The organism is Acidaminococcus sp. HCP3S3_G9_1, from assembly GCF_052122455.1.
Lineage (GTDB): Bacteria > Bacillota > Negativicutes > Acidaminococcales > Acidaminococcaceae > Acidaminococcus.
Window position 1 is genome coordinate 1 of record NZ_JBQKCH010000020.1, and the last position, 21,214, is coordinate 21,214.

The 21,214-nt window shown below is 54.5% G+C and carries 21 protein-coding genes and 1 pseudogene; 11 read left to right on the forward strand and 11 right to left on the reverse strand.

Annotated elements, in window-relative coordinates:
• Positions 1–573 precede the first annotated feature (573 nt).
• On the forward strand, positions 574–774 hold the full coding sequence (locus ACTQY1_RS10405) for a hypothetical protein (protein WP_154488675.1): 201 nt from the start codon (positions 574–576) through the stop codon (positions 772–774).
• Positions 775–886: 112 nt separating this feature from the next.
• On the opposite strand, the gene arsB is transcribed toward ACTQY1_RS10405, so the two are convergent.
• From arsB to ACTQY1_RS10430, 5 genes are all read right to left on the reverse strand, one after another.
• Entirely contained in the window at positions 887–1,915 is a 1,029-nt protein-coding gene (arsB, locus tag ACTQY1_RS10410) for an ACR3 family arsenite efflux transporter (RefSeq protein WP_154488676.1), read from the reverse strand.
• Positions 1,912–2,328 carry an arsenate reductase ArsC gene (locus ACTQY1_RS10415; RefSeq protein WP_154488677.1) on the reverse strand — a complete coding sequence of 139 codons (417 nt, stop codon included), beginning with the start codon at positions 2,326–2,328 and terminating at the stop codon, positions 1,912–1,914. Before ACTQY1_RS10415 ends, arsB begins: the two co-directional genes overlap by 4 nt.
• Positions 2,325–4,058: an arsenical pump-driving ATPase gene (arsA, locus tag ACTQY1_RS10420; protein ID WP_441374176.1), complete on the reverse strand. Its 1,734-nt coding sequence runs from the start codon at positions 4,056–4,058 to the stop codon at positions 2,325–2,327. Before arsA ends, ACTQY1_RS10415 begins: the two co-directional genes overlap by 4 nt.
• 15 nt (positions 4,059–4,073) lie before the next feature.
• Entirely contained in the window at positions 4,074–4,565 is a 492-nt protein-coding gene (gene arsD / locus ACTQY1_RS10425; protein ID WP_154488679.1) for an arsenite efflux transporter metallochaperone ArsD, read from the reverse strand.
• 65 nt (positions 4,566–4,630) lie between these two features.
• Complete coding sequence (locus ACTQY1_RS10430; RefSeq protein ID WP_154488680.1) at positions 4,631–4,951, reverse strand: ArsR/SmtB family transcription factor; 321 nt, start codon at positions 4,949–4,951, stop codon at positions 4,631–4,633.
• A gap of 233 nt (positions 4,952–5,184) precedes the next feature.
• Here ACTQY1_RS10430 and ACTQY1_RS10435 point away from each other — a divergent pair, with 233 nt between their 5' ends.
• On the forward strand, positions 5,185–6,528 hold the full coding sequence (locus ACTQY1_RS10435; protein WP_308664492.1) for a metallophosphoesterase family protein: 1,344 nt from the start codon (positions 5,185–5,187) through the stop codon (positions 6,526–6,528).
• A gap of 19 nt (positions 6,529–6,547) precedes the next feature.
• Positions 6,548–6,868, forward strand: a complete 321-nt coding sequence (locus tag ACTQY1_RS10440) for a winged helix-turn-helix transcriptional regulator (protein ID WP_022487140.1) — start codon at positions 6,548–6,550, stop codon at positions 6,866–6,868.
• Positions 6,869–6,953: 85 nt separating this feature from the next.
• On the opposite strand, the pseudogene ACTQY1_RS10445 reads toward ACTQY1_RS10440, so the two are convergent.
• Both ACTQY1_RS10445 and ACTQY1_RS10450 read right to left on the reverse strand, forming a co-directional pair.
• A pseudogene (locus ACTQY1_RS10445) lies at positions 6,954–8,374 on the reverse strand (IS3 family transposase).
• A gap of 80 nt (positions 8,375–8,454) precedes the next feature.
• Positions 8,455–8,910 carry a nuclear transport factor 2 family protein gene (locus ACTQY1_RS10450; protein ID WP_022487141.1) on the reverse strand — a complete coding sequence of 152 codons (456 nt, stop codon included), beginning with the start codon at positions 8,908–8,910 and terminating at the stop codon, positions 8,455–8,457.
• A gap of 196 nt (positions 8,911–9,106) precedes the next feature.
• Between ACTQY1_RS10450 and dapF the strand changes: the two genes are divergently transcribed.
• From dapF to ACTQY1_RS10465, 3 genes are all read left to right on the forward strand, one after another.
• The gene (gene dapF, locus ACTQY1_RS10455) at positions 9,107–9,991 is read left to right on the forward strand and encodes a diaminopimelate epimerase (RefSeq protein ID WP_353844373.1); all 885 of its coding nucleotides are present in this window, start codon (positions 9,107–9,109) and stop codon (positions 9,989–9,991) included.
• A gap of 82 nt (positions 9,992–10,073) precedes the next feature.
• Positions 10,074–11,273, forward strand: a complete 1,200-nt coding sequence (locus ACTQY1_RS10460) for an LL-diaminopimelate aminotransferase (protein WP_022487143.1) — start codon at positions 10,074–10,076, stop codon at positions 11,271–11,273.
• A 23-nt stretch (positions 11,274–11,296) separates the two neighbouring features.
• The gene (locus tag ACTQY1_RS10465) at positions 11,297–11,746 is read left to right on the forward strand and encodes a hypothetical protein (protein WP_022487144.1); all 450 of its coding nucleotides are present in this window, start codon (positions 11,297–11,299) and stop codon (positions 11,744–11,746) included.
• Positions 11,747–11,824: 78 nt separating this feature from the next.
• On the opposite strand, the gene ACTQY1_RS10470 is transcribed toward ACTQY1_RS10465, so the two are convergent.
• The 4 genes from ACTQY1_RS10470 to ACTQY1_RS10485 are packed head-to-tail and all read right to left on the reverse strand — an operon-like array spanning position 11,825 to position 15,532.
• Complete coding sequence (locus ACTQY1_RS10470; RefSeq protein ID WP_022487145.1) at positions 11,825–12,886, reverse strand: polyamine ABC transporter substrate-binding protein; 1,062 nt, start codon at positions 12,884–12,886, stop codon at positions 11,825–11,827.
• A gap of 6 nt (positions 12,887–12,892) precedes the next feature.
• Entirely contained in the window at positions 12,893–13,690 is a 798-nt protein-coding gene (locus ACTQY1_RS10475) for an ABC transporter permease (RefSeq protein ID WP_022487146.1), read from the reverse strand.
• Positions 13,671–14,531: an ABC transporter permease gene (locus ACTQY1_RS10480; RefSeq protein WP_022487147.1), complete on the reverse strand. Its 861-nt coding sequence runs from the start codon at positions 14,529–14,531 to the stop codon at positions 13,671–13,673. Before ACTQY1_RS10480 ends, ACTQY1_RS10475 begins: the two co-directional genes overlap by 20 nt.
• Positions 14,528–15,532: an ABC transporter ATP-binding protein gene (locus tag ACTQY1_RS10485; protein WP_308664488.1), complete on the reverse strand. Its 1,005-nt coding sequence runs from the start codon at positions 15,530–15,532 to the stop codon at positions 14,528–14,530. Before ACTQY1_RS10485 ends, ACTQY1_RS10480 begins: the two co-directional genes overlap by 4 nt.
• A gap of 255 nt (positions 15,533–15,787) precedes the next feature.
• On the opposite strand from ACTQY1_RS10485, the gene rplU reads away from it, so the two are divergent.
• The 5 genes from rplU to rpoB all read left to right on the forward strand — a co-directional run bounded on the left by rplU (position 15,788) and on the right by rpoB (position 21,202).
• Positions 15,788–16,099, forward strand: coding sequence for a 50S ribosomal protein L21 (gene rplU / locus ACTQY1_RS10490; RefSeq protein WP_012937735.1), 312 nt, complete (start codon positions 15,788–15,790; stop codon positions 16,097–16,099).
• A gap of 3 nt (positions 16,100–16,102) precedes the next feature.
• Positions 16,103–16,432 (forward strand): ribosomal-processing cysteine protease Prp, encoded by a 330-nt coding sequence (locus ACTQY1_RS10495; RefSeq protein WP_022487149.1) that lies wholly within the window; start codon positions 16,103–16,105, stop codon positions 16,430–16,432.
• A 5-nt stretch (positions 16,433–16,437) separates the two neighbouring features.
• Entirely contained in the window at positions 16,438–16,728 is a 291-nt protein-coding gene (rpmA, locus tag ACTQY1_RS10500; protein WP_441374177.1) for a 50S ribosomal protein L27, read from the forward strand.
• A gap of 58 nt (positions 16,729–16,786) precedes the next feature.
• Positions 16,787–17,173: a hypothetical protein gene (locus ACTQY1_RS10505; RefSeq protein WP_022487150.1), complete on the forward strand. Its 387-nt coding sequence runs from the start codon at positions 16,787–16,789 to the stop codon at positions 17,171–17,173.
• Positions 17,174–17,467: 294 nt separating this feature from the next.
• The gene (gene rpoB / locus ACTQY1_RS10510) at positions 17,468–21,202 is read left to right on the forward strand and encodes a DNA-directed RNA polymerase subunit beta (protein WP_288311020.1); all 3,735 of its coding nucleotides are present in this window, start codon (positions 17,468–17,470) and stop codon (positions 21,200–21,202) included.
• Positions 21,203–21,214 lie beyond the last annotated feature (12 nt).

Below are 21,214 nucleotides of genomic sequence, written 5' to 3' on the forward strand. Positions count from 1 at the left end.
TTCGTGGTGGTTGAGGTGAAATGTAGCTTAGATATGTCTTTATTTTATCGTAAGACAAGGGGTCTTGTGAACAGGAGTGTCCACAAGACCCCAACATTTATTATAGAACCAAAATTTAGAGGCAAATTTTTGAACGTGTAAATCGGTACCGTAGGGGCTGCACGCCGGGCAGCCCGCCAAAACGTCGATTATCTGCGCATTTTGCGGGGCGCCGAGCCTGCGCCCCCTACGGTTATATACAATAAGAAGAAACTGGCCGAAGGACAGGTTCTATCCAGTGGCCCGAGACTCATGACTCGAGACCCGAGACCTGAAGCAGCGGCGGATAGATACCAGATGCGGGGGCATCTGCTTTTGAAGTTGCGGCCCTTTGGGCGGCCGGGACGGGCTTGCCTGCGGCGAGCCCCTACATCGTTGGGGTCATTGATTGCAACGGAAACCACAGGAACGGGATTGTCGATGGATCCGTTCCTGGGACCACTGGCTCTATAGCCCGACAAAAACGTGGTAGGGGCGTGCCGGAGACCCGCCCTTCCCGGCCGCCTATTTTTTTTATTCAAAATCAATGAAGTCATGGGACGGAAACCCAAGATTGTGGCCATGCACGGAGGCCTGGAAACCGGTTTCTTCTATAAGGCCAATCCCAAACTGGATCTGGTCAGCGTGGGGCCCAATACTCACGCCATCCACAGCGCCGATGAATCGGTGGAACTGGAAAGTACTGCCAAGGTGGCCCGGATCATCGCCGGGACATTGACGGAATTGACGAAATAAAAAAGGGGCTGCTGCGTTCGCAACAGCCCCTTCTTCAGGTCTCGAGACTCGAGACCGAGCCGCTATGCGGCTCATGAGGCAGGGGTGTTGCACATAACGTGCAACACCCCTCTTATTTTCTATTGGCTATCTTCACCAGGCTCAGCATCACCGGCACTTCCGTCAGGACACCGACGGTGGTGGCCAGGGCGGCGGGGCTGGTGACTCCGAACAGGGCAATGGCCACGGCTACGGCCAGTTCAAAGAAGTTGGAGGCACCGATCATGCCAGCCGGGGCCGCAATGCTGTGGGGCAGGTGGAGAAGATTGCTGGCTCCATAGGCAATGGCAAAGATCAGATAGGTCTGGAGCACCAGGGGAATGGCAATCAGCAGGATATGGAAGGGATTGGAGAGAATCACCTGGGCTTGGGAACTGAAGATGATGCACAGGGTCAGCAGCAGGCCCCAGGTGGTGGCCTGATCGAATTTGTGGACAAAGACCTGGTTGAAATAGGTTTCCCCTTTCCGGCGGATCACTGTGATCCGGGTCAGGATCCCTCCCGCCAGGGGAATCACCACAAACAGGAAGATGCTCAGGAACAGCACACTGTAGGGCACCGTTACATGGGATACGCCAAGCAGATATTTGACAATGGGCACGAAGGCCACCAGGATGATCAGATCATTGGTAGCCACCTGGACCACCGTATAGGCCGGATCTCCCTTGGTCAGAGTACTCCAGACAAAGACCATGGCAGTGCAGGGAGCGGCCCCCAGGAGTACGGCTCCTGCCAGATACTGGGTAGCCAGGTCCCGGGGAATGAAAGCCTGGAACACCTGATAAAAGAAGAAGGCGGCCAGGCCGTACATGGTAAAGGGTTTGATCAGCCAGTTGGTGACCCAGGTGACAAAAAGTCCCTTGGGATGCCGGCCCACTTCCCGGATGCTCTGGAAATCCACCTTCATCATCATGGGGTAGATCATGATCCAGATCAGGATGGCAATGGGAATGGAAATCCCGTCAATCTGCATCCGGTCCAGGAACCGGGGAACCGCCGGCAGGAAATGGCCCACCAGTACACCGGCCGCCATACAAAGGAAAACCCACAGGGAAAGATACCGCTGGAACGGGCTGATGCCCGGATTTTTGACGTCCGTCATTTTGCGGCCACTCCTTTCAGCTGATCCCGGAGGGCCAGTACCTGGGCCCGGATGGTTTTCATAATGGACCGGAACTCCGGATCCGGTTTCCCGGCCGGGTCAGGGATTTCCCAGGCCAGGGCCTTCACCCCAGGCAGTACCGGACAGCGGACCCCGCAGCCCATGGTGACCACCATGTCCACCGTCGGGAGGGCTTCCAGCTTTTTGGGGAACTGGCCTTCTTTTTCCATGTCGATCCCGTACAGGTCCTGCATCAGCCGCTGAACAGAGGGATTGATCCGGTCCGCCGGGCAGGTGCCGGCAGAACGGCTGACAAACACATCTTCTGCCAGGTGACGGCCAAAGGCTTCGGCCATCTGGCTCCGGCAGGAGTTTTGGATACAGAGAAAAGCAACAACAGGTTTTCGGTTCATAGGGTTTCAAGCACCTTTCCTTTGATTTCCGACTGCTTCCAGGAAATCACCGCTGCATGGCCGCCGGAGTGGGCTGCCACCTGGTTGATCCAGGGAATCTCCCGGTCCGCTTTGGCCTTCAGCAGAGGGCTTTGGGCGGCAGTCTGGCTGAAGCAACGGTTGATGATCCACCAACGGCTGCACAGCCGGGTCCGTTTCAGATCCTCTTCCAGACGCAGGGCTTCATACACCGGAGTGGCTTCCGGCAGGGTGACGATTACTACTTCCGTCTCCGGCCCCTTCAGCCTGGGCAGCAGCTGCTGGACGGCAGGAGGGACACTGCCCCGGGTCCGGCGGATCTCCCGGTCGTAGTTTTCCGTGGATTCCAGGAGCAGCAGGGTATGGCCAGTAGGGGCGGTGTCGATGATGACGATCCGGTCCCCGGCCCGGGCAACGATTTCTGCAAAGGCCCGGAACACGGCGATTTCCTGGGTGCAGGGGGAACGGAGGTCTTCTTCGATGTAAGCCAGGTCTCCTTCCTTCAGTCCGTTTTTCCGGGCCTGGTCCAGGACTTCCTGCTGATACCGGCGGAGCTCGTCCTGTTCGTCGATCTGACACAGCTGGATCCGGTCCGTCTGTTTCAGGATTTCCTGGAGATGGCCGGCCGGGTCGGTGGTGGTCAGCAGCACCTGGTGCCCCTTCTGAGCCAGCCGGAGAGCCAGGGATGCAGCCACGGTGGTTTTCCCCACGCCGCCTTTGCCCATGGTGAAGATAACCTTCCGATGGTGCTGCTCCAGATCTTCTGCCACCTCCTGGAGGGTATGGACGGGAGCCTGCTGTTCCCGGCTGGCGGCAGGGGCAACTTCTCCCTTCAGGAGAGCCCGGACATGGTCCAGGCCGGTAACATTGTAGCTCCGGAAGGGAATCTGCCAGCAGGGCAGTTCTTTCAGACATTGGGGCATTTCTTCCAGAGCTGCCTGCTGTTTGGCAAAAAGTTCCCCGGTGACCGGGTCATCGGTTTTTTCCAGCAGTACGTTGATGATCAGCTGCTGGCTGCCGATGCCCAGTTTGGCAAGTTCCCGGGAGGCCCGGTCCGCTTCCAGCAGCGGGGGCCGGTCAGGACGGGCTACCAGGAGCAGGGTGGTGCGGCCAGGGTCCGCCAGGGTTTCCACGGCCTGCCGGTACAGGGCTTTCCGGCTTTCCAGACCGGACAGCTGTCCCAGACAGGAGGCACCATGGGTACTGGTGCTGATGAACTGGCTCCAGGCAGAAGGCAGTTGGAGCATCCGCAGGGTATGGCCGGTAGGGGCCGTATCAAAAAGGATCTTGTCATAGGCCGCTGCGGTTTCCGGATCCGTAAGGAAATCCGTAAAGGCATTGAAGGCGGCGATTTCGATGGTACAGCAGCCGGACAGCTGTTCTTCCATGTTCCGCAGGGCGGCTTCCGGCAAAAGCCCCCGGTAGGGGCCCACCACGCTTTCCCGGTAGGCGGCTGCGGCCTTTACCGGATCCAGGTTGGCTGCTTCCAGGCCGGGGACACCGGGAATGGGGGTTGGCCTTTCTTCCAGTTCCAGAGAAAAGATGTCCTGGAGATTGGAGGCCGGGTCCGTACTGACCAGCAGCACCTTCTGACCGGCATCGGCCAGGGCCACCGCTGTGGCACAGGCTGTGGAAGTCTTTCCCACCCCGCCTTTGCCGGTAAAGAACACATACTGGGTCCGGATGGCGGCAAAAGGATCATACAGTTCCATAAGGGGCCTCCTTCTTTACTGACAGCAGCTGGAAGAACCGGAACCGCAGCAGGGACTGGAATCCCCGCTGTTTTCTTTTTCTCCGCAGCAGGAGGAGGAGGATTCGGCAGCCGGTTCTTCACTGTCGCCGCAGCAGCAGGAACCGGTTTCTTCCGCTCTGCTGTCCTGTTGGGCAGAGGCTTCGTCCAACAGGGACGGATCAAAATCCAGCATCCGGGCGAATTCTTCATTGGTGGGGTAACGGCCGGCCATCCAGAGCTTTCCATCTGCCAGGATCAGGGGCAGTTCCTCCGGCCCATGGTGCTGCAGGAATTCCGCTGCCGCCGGGGTCTGAATGAATTTGAGGGGCGCATTGCTCAGATTGTACCGTTCCACCAGGATACCGTGTTTTTCCAGGGTGTCCAGTACGGCGGAAATCCGCAGCAGTTCCGGATCGATGGAGGGACCGCAAAGTCCTGTAGGGCAGCACATGGCCTGTTCAAAAATCTGTACCTGTTTTCTTTCCATAATAGCTTCCTCTCCAAAAATAAATTTATAGATTGAAATTTATCAATTTAATAACGCAAAAAATTTTACGGGCATCTGGGACAGCTGCAGTCCGCCGGCTTGAAGGACGGGGTTTCCCGGAACAGTTCCCGGATCAGGGCTTCCAGTTCCCGGGCTGTTTCCCGGTTCAGGGTATAGTAGACCCATTTGCCTTCTTTCCGGCCGATGACCAGCCCTGCGTCACACAGAATCTTCATATGATGGGAAAGGGTGGGCTGGGACAGATGGAGATTTTCCAGCAGTACGCAGGCACACCGTTCCCCGCCCTGGAGCAGTTCCAGGATGTGGAGCCGGTTTTCATCGCCCAGGGCCTTGAACAAACGGGCTTTAAAAGCAAGATTTTCCATCTGACAGCCTCCTTTCATATTGATAAATTTAAATCTGTTATCTGCAGTATAGAGCTTTTCTCCAGAAGTGTCAAGATGCAGGAAGAGGATACTGCTTCCTTGTTGCTTTTTATTCTTTTGGTCAGTATACTGTTTTCGTATAAAATCCCATGACCATAAAGTATTTGTATTGTGGCGGCCATTCTTTTATGCTATAGACAGGCAAGTACAAAACTAAAGGAGTGAAAAGTGCGGTGAAGAAGAACGTTTCCATAAAAAAGAGCCGGATCCTTATGGGGTTCCTGGCGCTGGCGGTGGCCCTGGTGGCCGGTGTCTGGCATTTTTCTCCCTGGTTCCGGACCTGGGCCCTGGGAAAAGTGGACCAGGCCCGGGGAGCGGCCATCCATTATGATCTGTTGGACCAGGTGGAGGCCCGGAACATCCGGCAGGTGATGACGGCGGATCCCTCCCGGAGCCGGGTGATCCAGTGGCAGTCGGATTATCCGGTGAAAGAAGAACCGGTGCTGGAATACCGGAAGGCCGGAGAAAGTTCCCTGACAGCCGCTTCGGTGAAAGAAGAAAAATTCACGGACGGAGGCAAGGACACCTGGATTTATACGGCCCGGCTGGAACAGCTGGAACCGGGACAGGCCTATGAGTACCGGATCCGGGCGGGAAAGAAGGCCACGGAGTGGATGCCTCTGAAAGCCTTTGCCGGCAATACCTTCAAGGCCCTGATCTTCCCGGATTCCCAGTCGGCGGATTACAGCGTGTGGAAGGCTGCCGCCCAGCCTGCCTGGCAGCGGAACCCGGACGCCAGTTTCTTTGTGAACATGGGTGACCTGGTGGACAACGGGGAAGACAGCAGCCAGTGGAACGCCTGGTTCGGGGTGGTGGAACCCATGGCGGAAAAAATCCCGGTGGCGCCTCTGATGGGGAACCATGAAACCTACGACCTGAACTGGAAGGTGCGGATGCCGGAAGGGTATCTCCACCGGTTCGCCCTGCCGGATAACGGACGGGAAAAATACCGGAACCAGTTCTATTCCTTTACCGTGGGGGATGTGCATTTTGTGGTGCTGAACACCCAGAACGAGGAACTGAAGGAATGGGAACCGGATCTGGCCCGGGACCAGGAGGCCTGGTTCCAGGAAGATATGGCACGGAACCAGGGCAAATGGAATATTGTGCTGATGCACAAGGACCCCCTCCAGTATGCCTTTGATCCGGCAACCCGGCCGGGACGGGACCGGGCGGAAGGGTTCTCTCCGGAAGGACGGGAATGGATGCCCCTCTTTGATCGGTACGGGGTGGACCTGGTGCTCAGTGCCCATCTCCATACCTATCGGAATCGGGGAAGGATCTACGATTTCCAGCGGGCAGATCACGGACCTTCTTACATCATTACCGGCGTGGCTGGAGACGTGCGGTATCCCAGCCTCTGGAAGCGCCATGCCCTGGATGTGACCCTGGCCCCCCAGCCGGAAACGGACAACTACCTGGTACTGGAAAAACAGGAAGACCAGCTCCGGATCCAGTGCTTCCTGCCCGACGGGACCCTGGTGGATACGGTGACTATTGGGAAAAGTGAAGAGTGAAGAGAATGGAGGAAATCAGGTGGCTCAATTTGACGGAAAGACCTATGACTGCCCCTTTGATTGTTTTCTGGCAGTCCTGAAGGGAAAATGGCGTACTGATCTGCTGCTGGCTCTGGCCGACCATCCCAGCCATTTCCGGGAACTCCAACGGACCCTGACGGGCATCAGCGCCAAAGTCCTTACGGAAAATCTCCGGGGCCTGGAACGGAATCATCTGGTGGAACGGCAGGAGCAGGATGATCCTGCCGGAATGGTGGAATACCGTCTTTCTTCGGAAGGAGAACAGCTCATCCAGGTTATGGAGCAGATCAACCATTGGGTGGGGCGCTGGCTGGCATAAAAAAGGCTGTTGCCTGGTGATTTTGATGTGACCCCAAAAAGTTAGACCTTAGTAACGAGATGGTTTTTACTGTCTCGTTACTTTTTTATGCTGCCTGCAAAGAAAGCCTGTATTGAACAGGACTTTTCCAGCCCAGTTTTTCCTTGATTCTTTGCTCATTATAATATTTGATGTATCGTTCAATAGCGGCTTTTAGTTCTTCGTAGCTGTAGTAGATCACTCCATAATACATTTCCTGCTTCATTAAACCGAAGAAGTTCTCCATTACAGCGTTATCATGACAGTTACCCTTTCGAGACATGCTCTGAAAAATTCGTTCTTTTTTTAGTTTCCTGGTATAGGACTTCATTTGGTATGCCCAGCCCTGATCAGAGTGAAACGTTCTTCGATATGGACAATCAGCAGTAATTTCGATTGCTTCAGCTTAAGCTTCCAGTATGCTTTCAGCCGAAGGACGTTTGGCTATTCCATAGCTGATGATTTCATCATCGAACATGTCCAGGAAAGGATCCAGATAAAGCTTGTGCAGGGTCAGATGTCCCTGTGTATCTACTTCATAATATTTGAATTCTGAAGTATCGGTCGTAATCTTCTGATGTGGGATATTCGTCTCAAAACGACGATGTATTCTATTCGGAGCAATGGTCCCTACCTTACCCCTATAGGAACTGTATTTACGGCTTTTCCGGGTAAAGGATGTTACCTGAAGGCTCAGTTTCTGCATGATACGTTGAACTTTCTTCTTGTTCACGCAAATCCCTTGATTCTTCAGCTCACCGGTCATGCGCCGATATCCATAATCTTTATGCTGGCTGCGGATTTCCTGTATTTTGTCCTCTACTTCCTGGTCTGGATTCACGCGGTCAAACCGTTTCTGCCAGTACATATAAGTCGCTTTAGGCATTTGAGTATAGGAAAGAAGGTCTTTCAATTTGAATGATCTTCGGAGACTGGAGATGATTTTCGCAACTCTCTCATTTTTGCTTCGTCCTCTAAACGCAGTCTCCTCAGTTCTTTTAAAAAAGCATTCTCTATACGGAGTTTAAGATTTTCATCCTCTAACTCCTGGACATGTTCCACACTGATGTCGACCATCGGCTGCTGAACCTGGGGATCTGTTTTTTTGGTTTTAGATTTGTTCAAAGTTATCTTCCTGCCTTTTTTATGTGACCGTAACGCTTCCGGCCCCGCAATCTTGAATTCGTTGACCCATCTGGCAATCATGGATGGATTATTGATTCCTACTTGAATTGCCAGTTCCTGATATGAGATTTCATTTGTTAAGTAAGACTCTACCACAGAAAGTTTTTCTTTGAAAGAGTATATTTTTTGAGAGCGGGATCTCTTCAGTCCATTATCTCCAAATGCCTTGTAAGCAGCAACCCACTTTAGCAGCTGGCTACTGCTTGTCATCCCATATTTACGTGAAATAGAAATACACCCTTCGTCACTGTTCAAATATTCCAGTACCATTTTTTTCTTAAATTCATAGCTGTGTTTTGCCATAAAAAACTGACCCCCAATTGTTAGATTTTTGGTCTAACAATTGGGGGTCAGCTCATTTCTCTCTCAGGCAACAGCTTTTTTTAAAACATGGTGTTGGTGTTTTCCGCTTTTTCCGGAATATCCTGGATTACGTCCCAGTGTTCCACGATCTTCCCGTTTTCGACCCGGAAGATATCTACGGCGGCCTGGCCACGGTCCTTGGCGTTCAGTTTAATGTGGTTATGGATGAATACCAAATCTCCGTCCGCCCCCAGATGCTTGATCTCTGCGGTGCTTTCCGGAAACTCTTTCAGGAAACCGGCAATGCCCTCCTTGAAGGCCTGCTTTCCATCTTTGAATCCGGGACTGTGCTGGATATAGGTATCTCCTGTCAGTTCGTCAATAACGGCTGTGTGATGCTCGTTGAAGATCTGGTCCCAGAAATAGGCAGCCAGTTCCTTGTTGTTCTTGAACTGGGGAGCAGCACCGGCCGTCCCCGATACTATCCCGCACAGCAGCAAGCCCAGGGAAAGGGTCAGTAATTTTTTTTTGAACATAATAGAACGACCTCCTTTGTCTTAAGTTAGTTTAACATAACTAAAATAAAAGAGAAAGAAGGTACTTTCAGGTAACCTTCACTTTTCATCCTAAGACGCAGGCCTTATTGTTTAATTTTTGGGGACAAGTGCAGCAGAAAAACTTTCATGATATAATAAGAAATCAAGCGAAAATGAGGGGGAAGACTCCATGAAAATGAAATTTACCAAAATGCACGGCTGCGGCAACGACTATGTTTATGTGGACTGCATGGACCGGATGCTGCCAAATCCGGGGAAAATCTCTGAATATGTGAGCCGCCGGCGGTTCGGCATCGGTTCTGATGGACTGATCTGCATCTGTCCGTCGGACAAGGCGGATTTCCGGATGCGGATGTTCAATGCGGATGCTTCCGAAGGGAAAATGTGCGGGAACGGGTCCCGATGCATTGCCAAATATGTCTATGACAAAGGGCTCACCCACAAGGATACCATCACCCTGGATACCCTGGGGGGCATCAAGACCATCCACATGACCGTGGAAAACGGGAAGGTGGTCCTGGCGGAAGTGGATATGGGTAAAGCGGAGACCCGGGTGGCCGCCATTCCCATGGACTGGCCCGGAGAAACCTGTGTGGACCAGCCGGTGACCTTCACCCGTTCGGACGGAACGGAAATCACCGTCCAAGGCACTGCCGTTTCCATGGGGAACCCCCATTTTGTCACCTTTGTGGAGGACGTGGAAACGGTACCGGTGGAAGCGGTAGGCCGGGTCATCGAGACTTCGCCTCTTTTCCCGGAGCGGACCAATGTGGAATTTGTCCAGGTGGTGGATGAAAACTATGTGAAGTTCCGGGTGTGGGAACGGGGCAGCGGGGAAACCTGGGCCTGCGGTACCGGCGCATGTGCCGTAGGGTATGCCTGCGTGGCCCTGGGCAAAGCCGGCAGACGGAATGAATTCCTGAAGGTGGAAGCCAAAGGGGGCCTGCTCCAGGTCCGTACCGGGGAAGGGGACCTGATGACCCTGAAGGGACCGGCGGTAACGGTTTATGAGGGGGAAATCGAAATTCCGGAAGAAATTTTGGAAGAAAGTTTGAAATAATTGACTTTCCTCCAGGGCTACTTTACAATAAATAAAGGTTCCTAAGAGGAATACATTCTTTTGCATTAAAGGAGAGTCAGATATGGCGTTAGTGAATGGGAATTTTGCGAAGTTAAAGGAAAGCTATCTGTTTTCGGATATTGCTGCACGGGTGAAGGCTTTTACCGAAGCCCATCCGGAAAAAAAGCTCATTAAAATGGGCATCGGGGATGTTACCCTGCCCCTGGCTCCTTCTGTGGTGGAAGCCATGACCAAGGCCGTCCAGGAAATGGGCCACAAGGAAACCTTCCGGGGCTATGGTCCCGAACAGGGTTATGAATTCCTTCACGAAGCCATTGCCAAATACTATGCCCGTCACGGGGTCCAGCTGGAAACCAAGGAAATCTTCGTCAGCGACGGGGCCAAAAGCGACTGCGGAAACATCACTGACCTGTTCGATGACAGCAATGTGATCCTGGTTCCGGATCCGGTGTACCCGGTATATGTGGACACCAACGTGATGCGGGACCGGAAGATCCTGTACATGAACGGGACTCCGGAAAACGACTTCCTGCCCATGCCGGATCCGGCTGTGAAGGCGGACATCATCTATCTGTGTTCCCCCAACAACCCCACCGGGGCTGCCTACAACAAGGAACAGCTGAAGGAATGGGTGGACTACGCTCTGAAGAACGACGCCATCATCCTGTATGATGCGGCTTACGAAGCCTTCATCACCAACCCGGATATGCCCCGGAGCATCTACACCATCCCTGGCGCCAAGGATTGCGCCATTGAATTCTGCTCCTTCTCCAAGACTGCAGGGTTCACCGGTACCCGCTGCGGCTACACGGTGGTGCCTCTCCAGCTGACCCGGAAATCTCCGGAAGGGAAGGAAATGAGCCTGAACAAAATGTGGCTCCGCCGGCAGACCACCAAGTTCAACGGTGTGAACTACATTGTCCAAAGAGGGGCGGAAGCTGCCATGTCTCCTGTGGGCGAAAAGGAATGCGGGGATATGCTGGCCTACTACCGGGAAAACGCCCGGATGATGATGGAAACCTTCGACAAGAAGGGCTACAAATACTATGGGGGCGTGTATTCTCCCTATGTATGGATGAAGTGCCCCAATGGCATGGGCAGCTGGGAATATTTTGACCACCTGCTGAACGACCTGGCCATTGTAGGGACCCCCGGTGCCGGTTTCGGCACCATGGGCGAAGGGTATCTGCGGCTCAGTGCTTTCGGTACTCACGAAGGCACCAAAGAAGCCATGGAACGGATCGAAAAAGACAATATCTGATAAAAAGAAGGGTTGGATCCAACATGAAAAAAATCATTCTGATGCTGACGGCAGTCCTGTCTCTGGGTATGGCCAGCCTGGGCTTTGCCAGCCCGGCCAGCGACCTGCTGGCTCAGGAAGAAACTACTACCAGCAATGTCATCAAACTGATCCAGGGGAAAGGCCAGCTGGCGGAAGTGTCCACCGGTTTCTCTCCGGCTCTCCAGAAGAACTTCAACGCTGCCGCACTGGACAACATGAAAAAAGGTGTAACGGAACAGCTGGGTGGCATCAGCAATCTGAAACTGGTCCGTCTGGACAAATTTGCTGACGCAGACCGTCTGGTGTATATCGGCGATGCCAAAAAGGCTCCCAATGTGCAGATGACCTTCGTGTTCAGCGTCAAAGGCAAAAAAGCCGAACTCCAGGGCCTGAACCTGATCCCTGTGGAAGTGAAACAGGTACAGAACAGCCAGAAAGAACAGGCAAAATAATAGGTGCCGCATAAGCGGCACGTGACAAAAAGGGACTGTGAAAAAATGATTTCTCATTTTTTCACAGTCCCTTTTCCTTTACCGTATCGTTTTCAGTTCTGTCCAGTACTTGTCATACAGGGTGATCCCGTCCCCCAGGTCGTGGAGCCATTCGCCCTCTTTCAGGTGGGTGATGGCGGTGTTCAGCATGGGGTCTGCCAGGTATTCTTTGGAATGGTACTTCCGGGCATTGCTGTTGGGATCGTTGTAGCCGATGGCTTCGTAGTTTTTGGCACTGACCTCCGGATCAAACAGGAAGTTGATGAATTTCTCCGCCAGTTCCTTGTGTTTGGCCCCTTTGGGAATGGCCAGGGTATCCGCCCACACCAGGGTCCCTTCCTTGGGGATCACGAACCCCAGGTTGGGGTTCTCCCGGTAGCTGAAGGAGGCATCCCCGGACCACATGGTGCCGATCCAGCCTTCTTCGGCAATGAATTTCTGCTTCAGGCTGTCCGTATCGTAAGCCAGCACATCGGGGGCCAGGGCCTTCAAATCCTGGAAAGCCTTGGCCAGCTGGGCGGGATCCGTGGAGTTGTTGGACCAGCCGTTCTTCTTCAGGGCCATGCCGAACACTTCCCGGCTGTCGTTGAGCAGGATTACCCGGCCCTTGTAGGCGGGATCCCACAGATCGTTCCAGGAGGTGGGCGGGGTTTTGATGTATTTCTTGTTGTAGACGATTCCGGTCATACCCCAGGTGTAGACCACGGAATAGTCTCCCTTAGGATCGAACTGGGGATGCTGGAGGGTGTCCATCATGTTCCGGGTATTGGGGATGGCGTCCTTATCCAGCTTTTCCAGCATGTTCAGTTTGATCATGGTGGACACCATATAGTCGGAAGGCTGGATCAGATCGTACTGGGCGCCCCCGGCCTGGAGTTTGGCCAGAAGCTCCTCGTTGTTGGCGAACACGTCGTAGTTCACCCTGCAGTTATATTTTTGTTCAAAGGCTTTGATCATGTCCGGGTCGAAATTGTCCGCCCAGCTGAAAATGTTCAGCACCTGTTTCCCGTCATCGGCGGGCTTTTTTTCACTGCTGCAGCCGGTAAGAGCAAGCACCAGGGGCACCAGACACAGGACCAGGAGCCAGGAAAGTTTTTTCACGCAGCATCAGTCCTTTCGGGAAGAATGGTAGCCCTTTTTCTGCAGCAGCTGGGAAATCACCACCAGGGAGACGGTGACCAGCATCATGCAGGTGGACAGGGCGTTGATCTGGGGAGAAATCCCCCGTTTGACCATGGCGTAAATGTACAGGGGCAGGGTGGTGGAATTGGGCCCGGCCACAAAGAAGCTGATCACGAAATCGTCGATGGACAGGGTGAAGGCCATCAGGGCACCGGCCACCACCCCGGGCAGGATCATGGGGAAGGTTATATACCGGAAGGCCTGCCAGGGAGTGGCATACAGATCGCTGGCCGCTTCTTCCAGGTCCTGCCGGCAGCCTTCCAGCCGGGCTCCCACGGTGATGATCACAAAGGAGAGGCAGAAGGTGATGTGGGCGATGATCAGGGTGGTTTTCCCCAGGGGGATCCCGGTCTGGGAGAACAGCACCAGCAGGGACAGCCCCATGACGATTTCCGGGATCAGGATGGGCAGGTACAGCAGGCTGTTGATGAGAAATTTGCATTTGTACTGGTACCGGTGGAGGGCCAGGGCCGCCAGGGTTCCCATGACGGTGGTGACCACTGTGGTGATGGAGGCGATGAGCAGGCTGTTTTCCAGGGCTTCCAGCACCCGGTCATTCTGGAGCAGGGATGCGTACCATTTCAGGGTGAACCCTGTCCACACCGCATTGATCCGGGAATCGTTGAAAGAGTACAGGGACAGGATCAGAAGGGGCAGGTACAAAAAGGCCAGGATGGCCAGGGAATAGGACAGGAGGGTGGCGTTACGCCAGCTTTTCTGCATGGGACTTCCCTCCTTTCTGGGCTTCCAGGGCTTTGTAGTACAGGGCAATCATCACCAGGGAGAGCAGCGCCAGGATAATGGACAGGGCGGATCCGAAAGGCCAGTCCCGGGCAGCCAGGAACTGGTTCTGGATCACGTTTCCCATCAGGGCGCTTTTGGCACCTCCCATAATGTCCGGCACCACGAACATCCCCAGGGAGGAAATGAACACCAGGATGGAACCAGCGGCCACCCCCGGCAGGGTGAGAGGCAGGGTGATCTTACGAAAAGCGGTGAAGGGAGCGGCCCCCAGGTCACTGGCGGCTTCCAGCAGCCGCTTGTCCATCTGTTCCAGAGAAACGTAGATGGGCAGTACCATAAAGGGCAGCAGGGCGTAGACCATTCCCAGCATCACGGCATAGTTGTTGTAGAGCAGGGTCATGGGTACCTGGATCACTCCCAGGTGGAGGAGGAAGGTGTTCACCAGCCCCTGGGCCCGGAGGATGATCACCCAGGAATAGGAACGGATCAGGAAGTTGATCCAGAAGGGGATCATTACCAGGATGATCCCGGCCTGCTGCCATTTTTTGGGCAGCACCATGGCGATGGTATAGGCCACCGGATAGCCCATGGCAAAGGTGAACAGAGTGGTGATGAGCGCCGTGGCCAGGGTGGAGACGAAAATCATCAGGTACAGAGGTTCCAGGAACCGGGTATAGTTGGTCAGGGTCCACTGGAACACCACCTGTCCGTAGGCTGTGCGGGAGGCAAAAGATACGCCCACCACGATCAAAAGGGGCAGGGCAAAGAACAGGGTCAGCCACCCCATGGCCGGCAGCACCAGCAGTTTCCCCCGCTTCATTTCGTCACCTGGACGCCGTCTTTGGCGTCCCAGCTGATGGCCACCCGGTCATCCACTTCCCATTTCCGGTATTCATCATAATATTGGTAGGCAGTGATGATTTCCCGGGTGGAATCCAGCCGGATGAACAGCTTGTCCAGGGTGCCGCAGAACTGGATCTGTTCCACCGTGCCGGTGTGGGCAGGCTGGGTTCCGGCAGCTGCGGCTTCTTCCAGGCTCCGGACATTGATGAACTGGGGCCGGACGGAAAGGAGACGGCTGTCATCCCCGGGCACCGGGAAGAAGTTGTTCTCCCCGATGAAACTGGCGGCAAACCGGCTCCGGGGATACTGGTAGATCCGGGCCGGGGGATCGTCCTGTTCGATCTTCCCGCCGTTGACGATGATGACCCGGTCGCTCATGGTGAGAGCTTCCTCCTGGTCATGGGTCACATAGATGAAGGTGATGCCCAGCCGCTGCTGGAGGTTCTTCAGTTCCAGCTGCATGGTTTTCCGGAGCTTGTAGTCCAGGGCACCCAATGGTTCGTCCAAAAGGAGCACTTTGGGGTTGTTCACCAGGGCGCGGGCAATGGCCACCCGCTGCTGCTGACCGCCGCTCATCTGCTGGGGCCGGCGGTAGCGCAGCTCTTCCAGTTGAGTCAGCTGGAGCACTTCGGACACCCGTTTCTGCTGTTCTTTCTGAGGGACTTTCTTCATCATCAGCCCGAAGCGGATATTTTCCTCCACGGTCATATGAGGGAACAGGGCATAGTGCTGGAACACCATATTCACGTTTCGTTTATAGGGAGCCAGACGGGTTACGTCTTCGTTGTCCAAAAAAATATGGCCCGCCGTAGGCGTCTCCAGACCGGCGATCATGCGCAGCATGGTGGTTTTCCCACAGCCGGAAGGGCCTAGAAGGGTCACGAATTCCCCGTCATAGATTGTCAGGTTCAGGGTAGGGATGATCAGGTTGTTTTCAAATTCCTTGGTGATTCCAACCAGACGAATCATTTCTTTCATCTTTGATTCTCACGACCTTTCTGCAGTTTGCAATCTAATAATTATAGCATGTTTCCTTTCTGAGGAATACAGGAAAAACAGGAAATTTCCCCGGAAAAAACGGGGAGAAACGGGAAAAAACTTGCGTTTTTTTCCGTTTTGTAGTAAACTATCAAGGCTGAATGTGAATTTAGCACTACCGCCCGGAGAGGTTCCCAAAAACTCCGGAAGGAGTTACCGTATTCGGCGAGTCTTGGAATGAGGGAGGTGCAGAATATGTACGCTATTATCCGTACAGGTGGCAAACAGTACCGCGTCAGCGAAGGCGATGTACTGAACGTTGAAAAACTGAACGTTGAAGAAGGCCAGGAAGTCGTTTTTGACGAAGTTCTGACTGTTGTCAACGATGGCGATGTGAAAGTAGGGGCTCCTACCGTAGCCGGCGCCAAGGTAACCGCCAAGGTTGCCAAACAGGGCAAAGCTGATAAGATCTTTGTTTTCAAATACAGAGCTAAATCCAACTATCGGAAACGTCAGGGTCATCGTCAGCCGTTCACCCAGGTTGAAATCACTTCTATCGAAGCCTAAGCCATGATTGCCGTAGACATTTACTACAACAGCCGTGGCAGAATCAGACGGTACAGGGTATCGGGGCATGCGGAGTACAGCCCGGATGGGTTCGACGAAGTGTGCTATGCTGTATCGCTGAATACTCAGGTGGCCGCCAATGGCCTCAATGAAGTCCTCCATCGGAAGGTGGACTACTCCATTGACCAGGAAGACGGCAGCCTGGCTGTAAGACTGGTGGATGAGCCTGATGCGAAGACGGATGCAGTGCTGAAGACCATGGTCTGCGGCCTGCGCCATCTGCAGAAGACCTATTCCCAGGATTATCTCATGATCAAGGAACACAGGAGGTGAACATCGTGTTCGAATTAATCCTTCAATTACACGCTCATAAGAAAGGGTCCGGTTCTACCCACAACGGCCGTGATTCCAACGCACAGCGCATGGGGACCAAAGCCCATGACGGTCAGCTGGTAACCGCAGGTTCCATCATCGTCCGTCAGCGCGGCACCCGTTTCCATATGGGCCAGAACGTTGGCATGGGCAAGGACTACACCATCTATGCGAAAGTGGCCGGCAAGGTTGCTTTTGAAAGATGGGGCAAAGGCCGCCGTACCATCAGCGTTTACCCGGTGGAAGCCGAAGCTTAAAGACCAGAAGGGCTGCCGCATTGCGGCAGCCCTTTTTTTCATGGAAGGACGGGAGAACATGGAGGAAGCCCTGCGGGAACAGGTCCGGGACTTTGCGGCCCGGGGCCTGAAAAGCCTGGAACAGGAAGACATGCCCGATGCCCGGGGAAATCTGGCATTCACCCGGGAAGCCCTCCGGGACCGGAAGGCGGCTGAAAGCAGCTGCAGCCGGGAGGAAATGGCAGTCCTGGACCGGGTGCTGAAGGAAGTGGAAGCCTTCCCCAAACTGGCGGCCAATGCCCGGGATTCCCTCCTGGACCTGGAAGGAGTCCGGTGCTTCGGGGCCGGCCGGTTCCTGATTTTCTACCGGTACAATTCCAATTACGGGCTGGTGACGGTGATCCGGCTGGCCCTGGACCGACCGGAGTGGAAGGAACTGATCCGGGACGGGAAAAAATTCCATTAAAAAAGTTTCACAAAAAAATCATAAATAAATTTGGCGATAGCCCTTATATTATGGTATAATTATTGTCCATGAAGTTTGCTAAAGCAGGATTATATAGGTTTCGCGAGTGCTCAGTGGTTGGACATCGCGTTCCCGCTCAAGTGAGGAGAGGAGCACGAAATGCTGACTGAGAGACATTGCAGGATACAAGGCTGATCAATCTTGATTGTGTTGACTGCCTTGTTTTTTTTGTGTGATAGATTTCTTGGTACTTTCTTCGAAATACCTGCCTAGAGAAAAGGAGTGAGAGACCACATGTTTAAGCCGGTACATAATGGCGACCGCATCCGGTACAGTTATGCTCGGATCAAAGAAGTCCTGAAGATGCCGCATCTGATCGACCTGCAGAGAAAATCTTATGAGTGGTTCATAAGAGAAGGGCTGCACGACGTTTTCAAGGATGTTTCTCCCATCAAGGATTTTACGGACAACCTGGAACTGAGTTTTGAAAACTTCACCATCGGGGATCCCAAATACGATATCGAAACCTGCAAGGAAAAGGATGCCACCTATGCGGCGCCTCTGAACGTGGATGTACGGCTGCTGTACAAGGACACCGGGGAAATCAAGGAATCCACCGTGTTCATGGGGGATTTCCCTCTGATGACCGATACCGGCACCTTTGTGATCAACGGGGCGGAACGTGTCATCGTCAGCCAGCTGGTCCGGTCTCCCGGTGTCTATTACGCCAAGGACATGGATCCCATGGGGAAATTCCTCTACGGGACCACGGTGATCCCCAACCGGGGCGCCTGGATCGAATATGAAACCGATCTGAACGACATTATCTACGCCCGTGTGGACCGGACCCGGAAACTGCCGGCTACGGCACTGCTCCGTGTAATGGGCCTGCCCACCAACGACGACATCATCCAGACCTTCGGGGAACATCCTTTCCTGATGGCTACCCTGGCCAAGGATACCACCAAAAACGAAGAAGATGCCCTGCTGGAAATCTACCGGAAACTGCGTCCCGGCGAACCGGCCAACCTGGAAAACGCCGCCCAGCTGATCAAGAACATCTTCTCTGACAACCGGCGGTATGACCTGGCCAATGTGGGCCGTTACAAGGTCAACAAGAAACTGGGCTGGCGCCAGCGCCTGCTGGGCAAGGAACTGACTTCTCCCATTGCCTTCGAAAATCCCGACGGAACCCGGGGCGAAGTGGTCCTGCCGGCCGGCACCATCATCGGTGACGATGAAATCGATAAAATCGAACAAAGCGGCATTTACAGCGAACCGGGCTATGCGGAAGTCTGGGTGAAATACCAGGAAAAACCGGAACGGATCATTGTGACCAAGGACATCGACGCATCCGTACGGGTGATCACTCCCGCTGATGTAATCGCCTCCTTTGCGTACCTGCTGAACGTAATCGACGGCATGGAAGGCAAGGACGACATCGACCATCTGGGCAACCGGCGTGTCCGCTGCGTAGGGGAACTGCTCCAGAACCAGTTCCGGATCGGCCTGAGCCGTATGGAACGGGTGATCCGGGAACGGATGACTCTCCAGGATGCTGATGTGATCACGCCTCAGGCTCTGATTAACATCCGTCCTGTGGTGGCCGCTGTGAAGGAATTCTTCGGCAGCAGCCAGCTGTCCCAGTTCATGGACCAGAATAACCCTCTGGCTGAACTGACCCATAAACGCCGTCTGTCCGCTCTGGGGCCCGGCGGTCTGTCCCGGGAAAGAGCCGGTTACGAAGTCCGTGACGTGCACGTTTCCCACTACGGCCGTATGTGTCCTATTGAAACCCCTGAAGGCCCCAACATCGGTCTGATCGGGTCTCTGGCCGCCTACGGGGTGGTAAACCGGTACGGCTTCATTGAAACTCCTTATCGGAAAGTGGACAAGAAGACCGGCAAGGTTACCAACGAAATCGTTTACATGACCGCCGACGAAGAAGACAACTACATCGTGGCACAGGCCAACGAACCTTTGAACGATGACGGGTCCTTCGTGAACAGCCATGTAACCTGCCGGGAACGGAACGACGTGCTGTCCATTCCTCCCACCCGGGTGGATTTCATGGACGTATCCCCGAAACAGGTTATGTCCATTGCAGCAGCCCTGATTCCTTTCCTGGAAAACGATGACGCCAACCGGGCTCTGATGGGTGCCAACATGCAGCGTCAGGCTGTGCCTCTGCTGAACCCCAAGGCTCCTGTAGTAGGGACCGGGATGGAATACAAAGTGGCCGTGGACTCCGGCGTGTGCATCCTGGCCAAACATGCCGGGACGGTGAAATACGTCAGCGGCGACAAGATCATCGTGACCCGGGCCGACGGTGCCGGCATCGATGAATACAACGTGCTGAAATTCAAACGCTCCAACCAGAGCACCTGCGTGAACCAGCGCCCCATCGTCTTCAAGGGAGACAAGGTGGAAGAAGGCCAGGTACTGGCTGACGGTCCTGCTACGGACCATGGCGAACTGGCTCTGGGCCGCAATGCCATTGCCGCCTACATGCCCTGGGAAGGCTACAACTACGAAGACGCCGTACTCCTCAGCGAAGACCTGGTGAAGGAAGATGTCTTCACCTCCATCCATATCGAAGAATACAACTGCGACGCCCGGGATACCAAACTGGGGCCTGAAGAAATCACCCGGGACATCCCCAACGTTTCTGAAGAAGCCCTGAAGGACCTGGACGAAGACGGGATCATCCGCATCGGTGCGGAAGTCCGCCCTGGGGATATCCTGGTAGGGAAAGTCACCCCCAAAGGGGAAACGGAACTGAGCGCAGAAGAACGGCTGATCCGGGCCATCTTTGCTGAAAAGGCACGGGAAGTCCGGGACAGCTCCCTGCGGGTACCCCATGGGGAATCCGGGATCATCGTCAGCGTACAGATCTTCACCCGTGAAAACGGGGATGAACTTCCCCCTGGCGTAAGCAAACAGGTCCGCGTCCATATTGTCCAGAAACGGAAGATCAGTGAAGGGGACAAGATGGCAGGCCGTCACGGGAACAAGGGTGTTGTTTCCCGGATCATGCCTCGGGAAGACATGCCGTTCCTGCCCAATGGGGAACCGGTCCAGATCGTGCTGAACCCTCTGGGCGTACCTTCCCGTATGAACATCGGGCAAATCCTGGAAGCCCATCTGGGCTGGGCTGCCTGCGCCCTGGGGATGCGGATCGAATCCGGAGACCCCAAACTGGCAGGCGAACTGAAGGAAGCCGGCTACGATGTGGATAAATACGGCATGCCGGAAACCGTGGACCATGCAGTGCCGGTGGCTGTGCCCGTGTTCGATTCCGCCCGGGAAGACGACATGGAAAAGACCCTGAAGCTGGCTGGTGTGGATCCCAGCGGGAAGACCACTCTGTACGACGGCCGTACCGGGGAACCTTTCGACAACCCGGTTACCGTAGGCTGCATCTACTACTTGAAACTCCACCATCTGGTTGCGGACAAGATCCATGCCCGTTCCACCGGTCCGTACTCCCTGGTTACCCAGCAGCCTCTGGGTGGTAAAGCCCAGTTCGGCGGCCAGAGATTCGGGGAAATGGAAGTGTGGGCCCTGGAAGCTTACGGGGCTGCCTACACTCTGCAGGAAATCCTCACTGTCAAGTCCGATGACGTGGTGGGCCGTGTAAAAGCCTACGAAGCCATCGTGAAGGGCGAAAACATCCCTGAACCGGGTGTGCCTGAATCCTTCAAGGTACTGGTGAAGGAAATGCAGAGCATCGGTCTGGATATCCAGGTACTGGATGAAGACGATGACGAAATCGATCTGGATGATGAAGACGAAGATATCGGAATGGGCGACATCGCCAGAGAGCTGGATATGGACATGGCCAACAAGGCTCCCCATACCGCAGCCAATGTAGGTGAAGAAACCCCGGCCCAGTCCAGTGAAGAAGAACTGAGCCCTGACGAAGACCAGCCGGAAGGCAGCGACTTCGACGTGATTGCCGATATCGGGAACATGAATCTGGATGATTCCCACGACAACGGCGATGACAACGGGTCTGATGCAGAGTAGGAAGGAGTGAGT

What these genes read in the sequence shown, in the direction of transcription:
- ACTQY1_RS10465 (WP_022487144.1), top strand. Translation starts at nt 11,297, where the DNA reads ATGAAAAAAATCATTCTGATGCTGACGGCAGTCCTGTCTCTGGGTATG.
- ACTQY1_RS10405 (WP_154488675.1), top strand. Translation starts at nt 574, where the DNA reads ATGGGACGGAAACCCAAGATTGTGGCCATGCACGGAGGCCTGGAAACC.
- ACTQY1_RS10460 (WP_022487143.1), top strand. Translation starts at nt 10,074, where the DNA reads ATGGCGTTAGTGAATGGGAATTTTGCGAAGTTAAAGGAAAGCTATCTG.
- rpoB (WP_288311020.1), top strand. Translation starts at nt 17,468, where the DNA reads ATGTTTAAGCCGGTACATAATGGCGACCGCATCCGGTACAGTTATGCT.
- arsD (WP_154488679.1), bottom strand. Translation starts at nt 4,565, where the DNA reads ATGGAAAGAAAACAGGTACAGATTTTTGAACAGGCCATGTGCTGCCCT.
- ACTQY1_RS10485 (WP_308664488.1), bottom strand. Translation starts at nt 15,532, where the DNA reads ATGAAAGAAATGATTCGTCTGGTTGGAATCACCAAGGAATTTGAAAAC.
- ACTQY1_RS10415 (WP_154488677.1), bottom strand. Translation starts at nt 2,328, where the DNA reads ATGAACCGAAAACCTGTTGTTGCTTTTCTCTGTATCCAAAACTCCTGC.
- ACTQY1_RS10430 (WP_154488680.1), bottom strand. Translation starts at nt 4,951, where the DNA reads ATGGAAAATCTTGCTTTTAAAGCCCGTTTGTTCAAGGCCCTGGGCGAT.
- ACTQY1_RS10495 (WP_022487149.1), top strand. Translation starts at nt 16,103, where the DNA reads ATGATTGCCGTAGACATTTACTACAACAGCCGTGGCAGAATCAGACGG.
- dapF (WP_353844373.1), top strand. Translation starts at nt 9,107, where the DNA reads ATGAAATTTACCAAAATGCACGGCTGCGGCAACGACTATGTTTATGTG.
- ACTQY1_RS10450 (WP_022487141.1), bottom strand. Translation starts at nt 8,910, where the DNA reads ATGTTCAAAAAAAAATTACTGACCCTTTCCCTGGGCTTGCTGCTGTGC.
- ACTQY1_RS10475 (WP_022487146.1), bottom strand. Translation starts at nt 13,690, where the DNA reads ATGCAGAAAAGCTGGCGTAACGCCACCCTCCTGTCCTATTCCCTGGCC.
- arsA (WP_441374176.1), bottom strand. Translation starts at nt 4,058, where the DNA reads ATGGAACTGTATGATCCTTTTGCCGCCATCCGGACCCAGTATGTGTTC.
- ACTQY1_RS10480 (WP_022487147.1), bottom strand. Translation starts at nt 14,531, where the DNA reads ATGAAGCGGGGGAAACTGCTGGTGCTGCCGGCCATGGGGTGGCTGACC.
- rplU (WP_012937735.1), top strand. Translation starts at nt 15,788, where the DNA reads ATGTACGCTATTATCCGTACAGGTGGCAAACAGTACCGCGTCAGCGAA.
- arsB (WP_154488676.1), bottom strand. Translation starts at nt 1,915, where the DNA reads ATGACGGACGTCAAAAATCCGGGCATCAGCCCGTTCCAGCGGTATCTT.
- ACTQY1_RS10505 (WP_022487150.1), top strand. Translation starts at nt 16,787, where the DNA reads ATGGAGGAAGCCCTGCGGGAACAGGTCCGGGACTTTGCGGCCCGGGGC.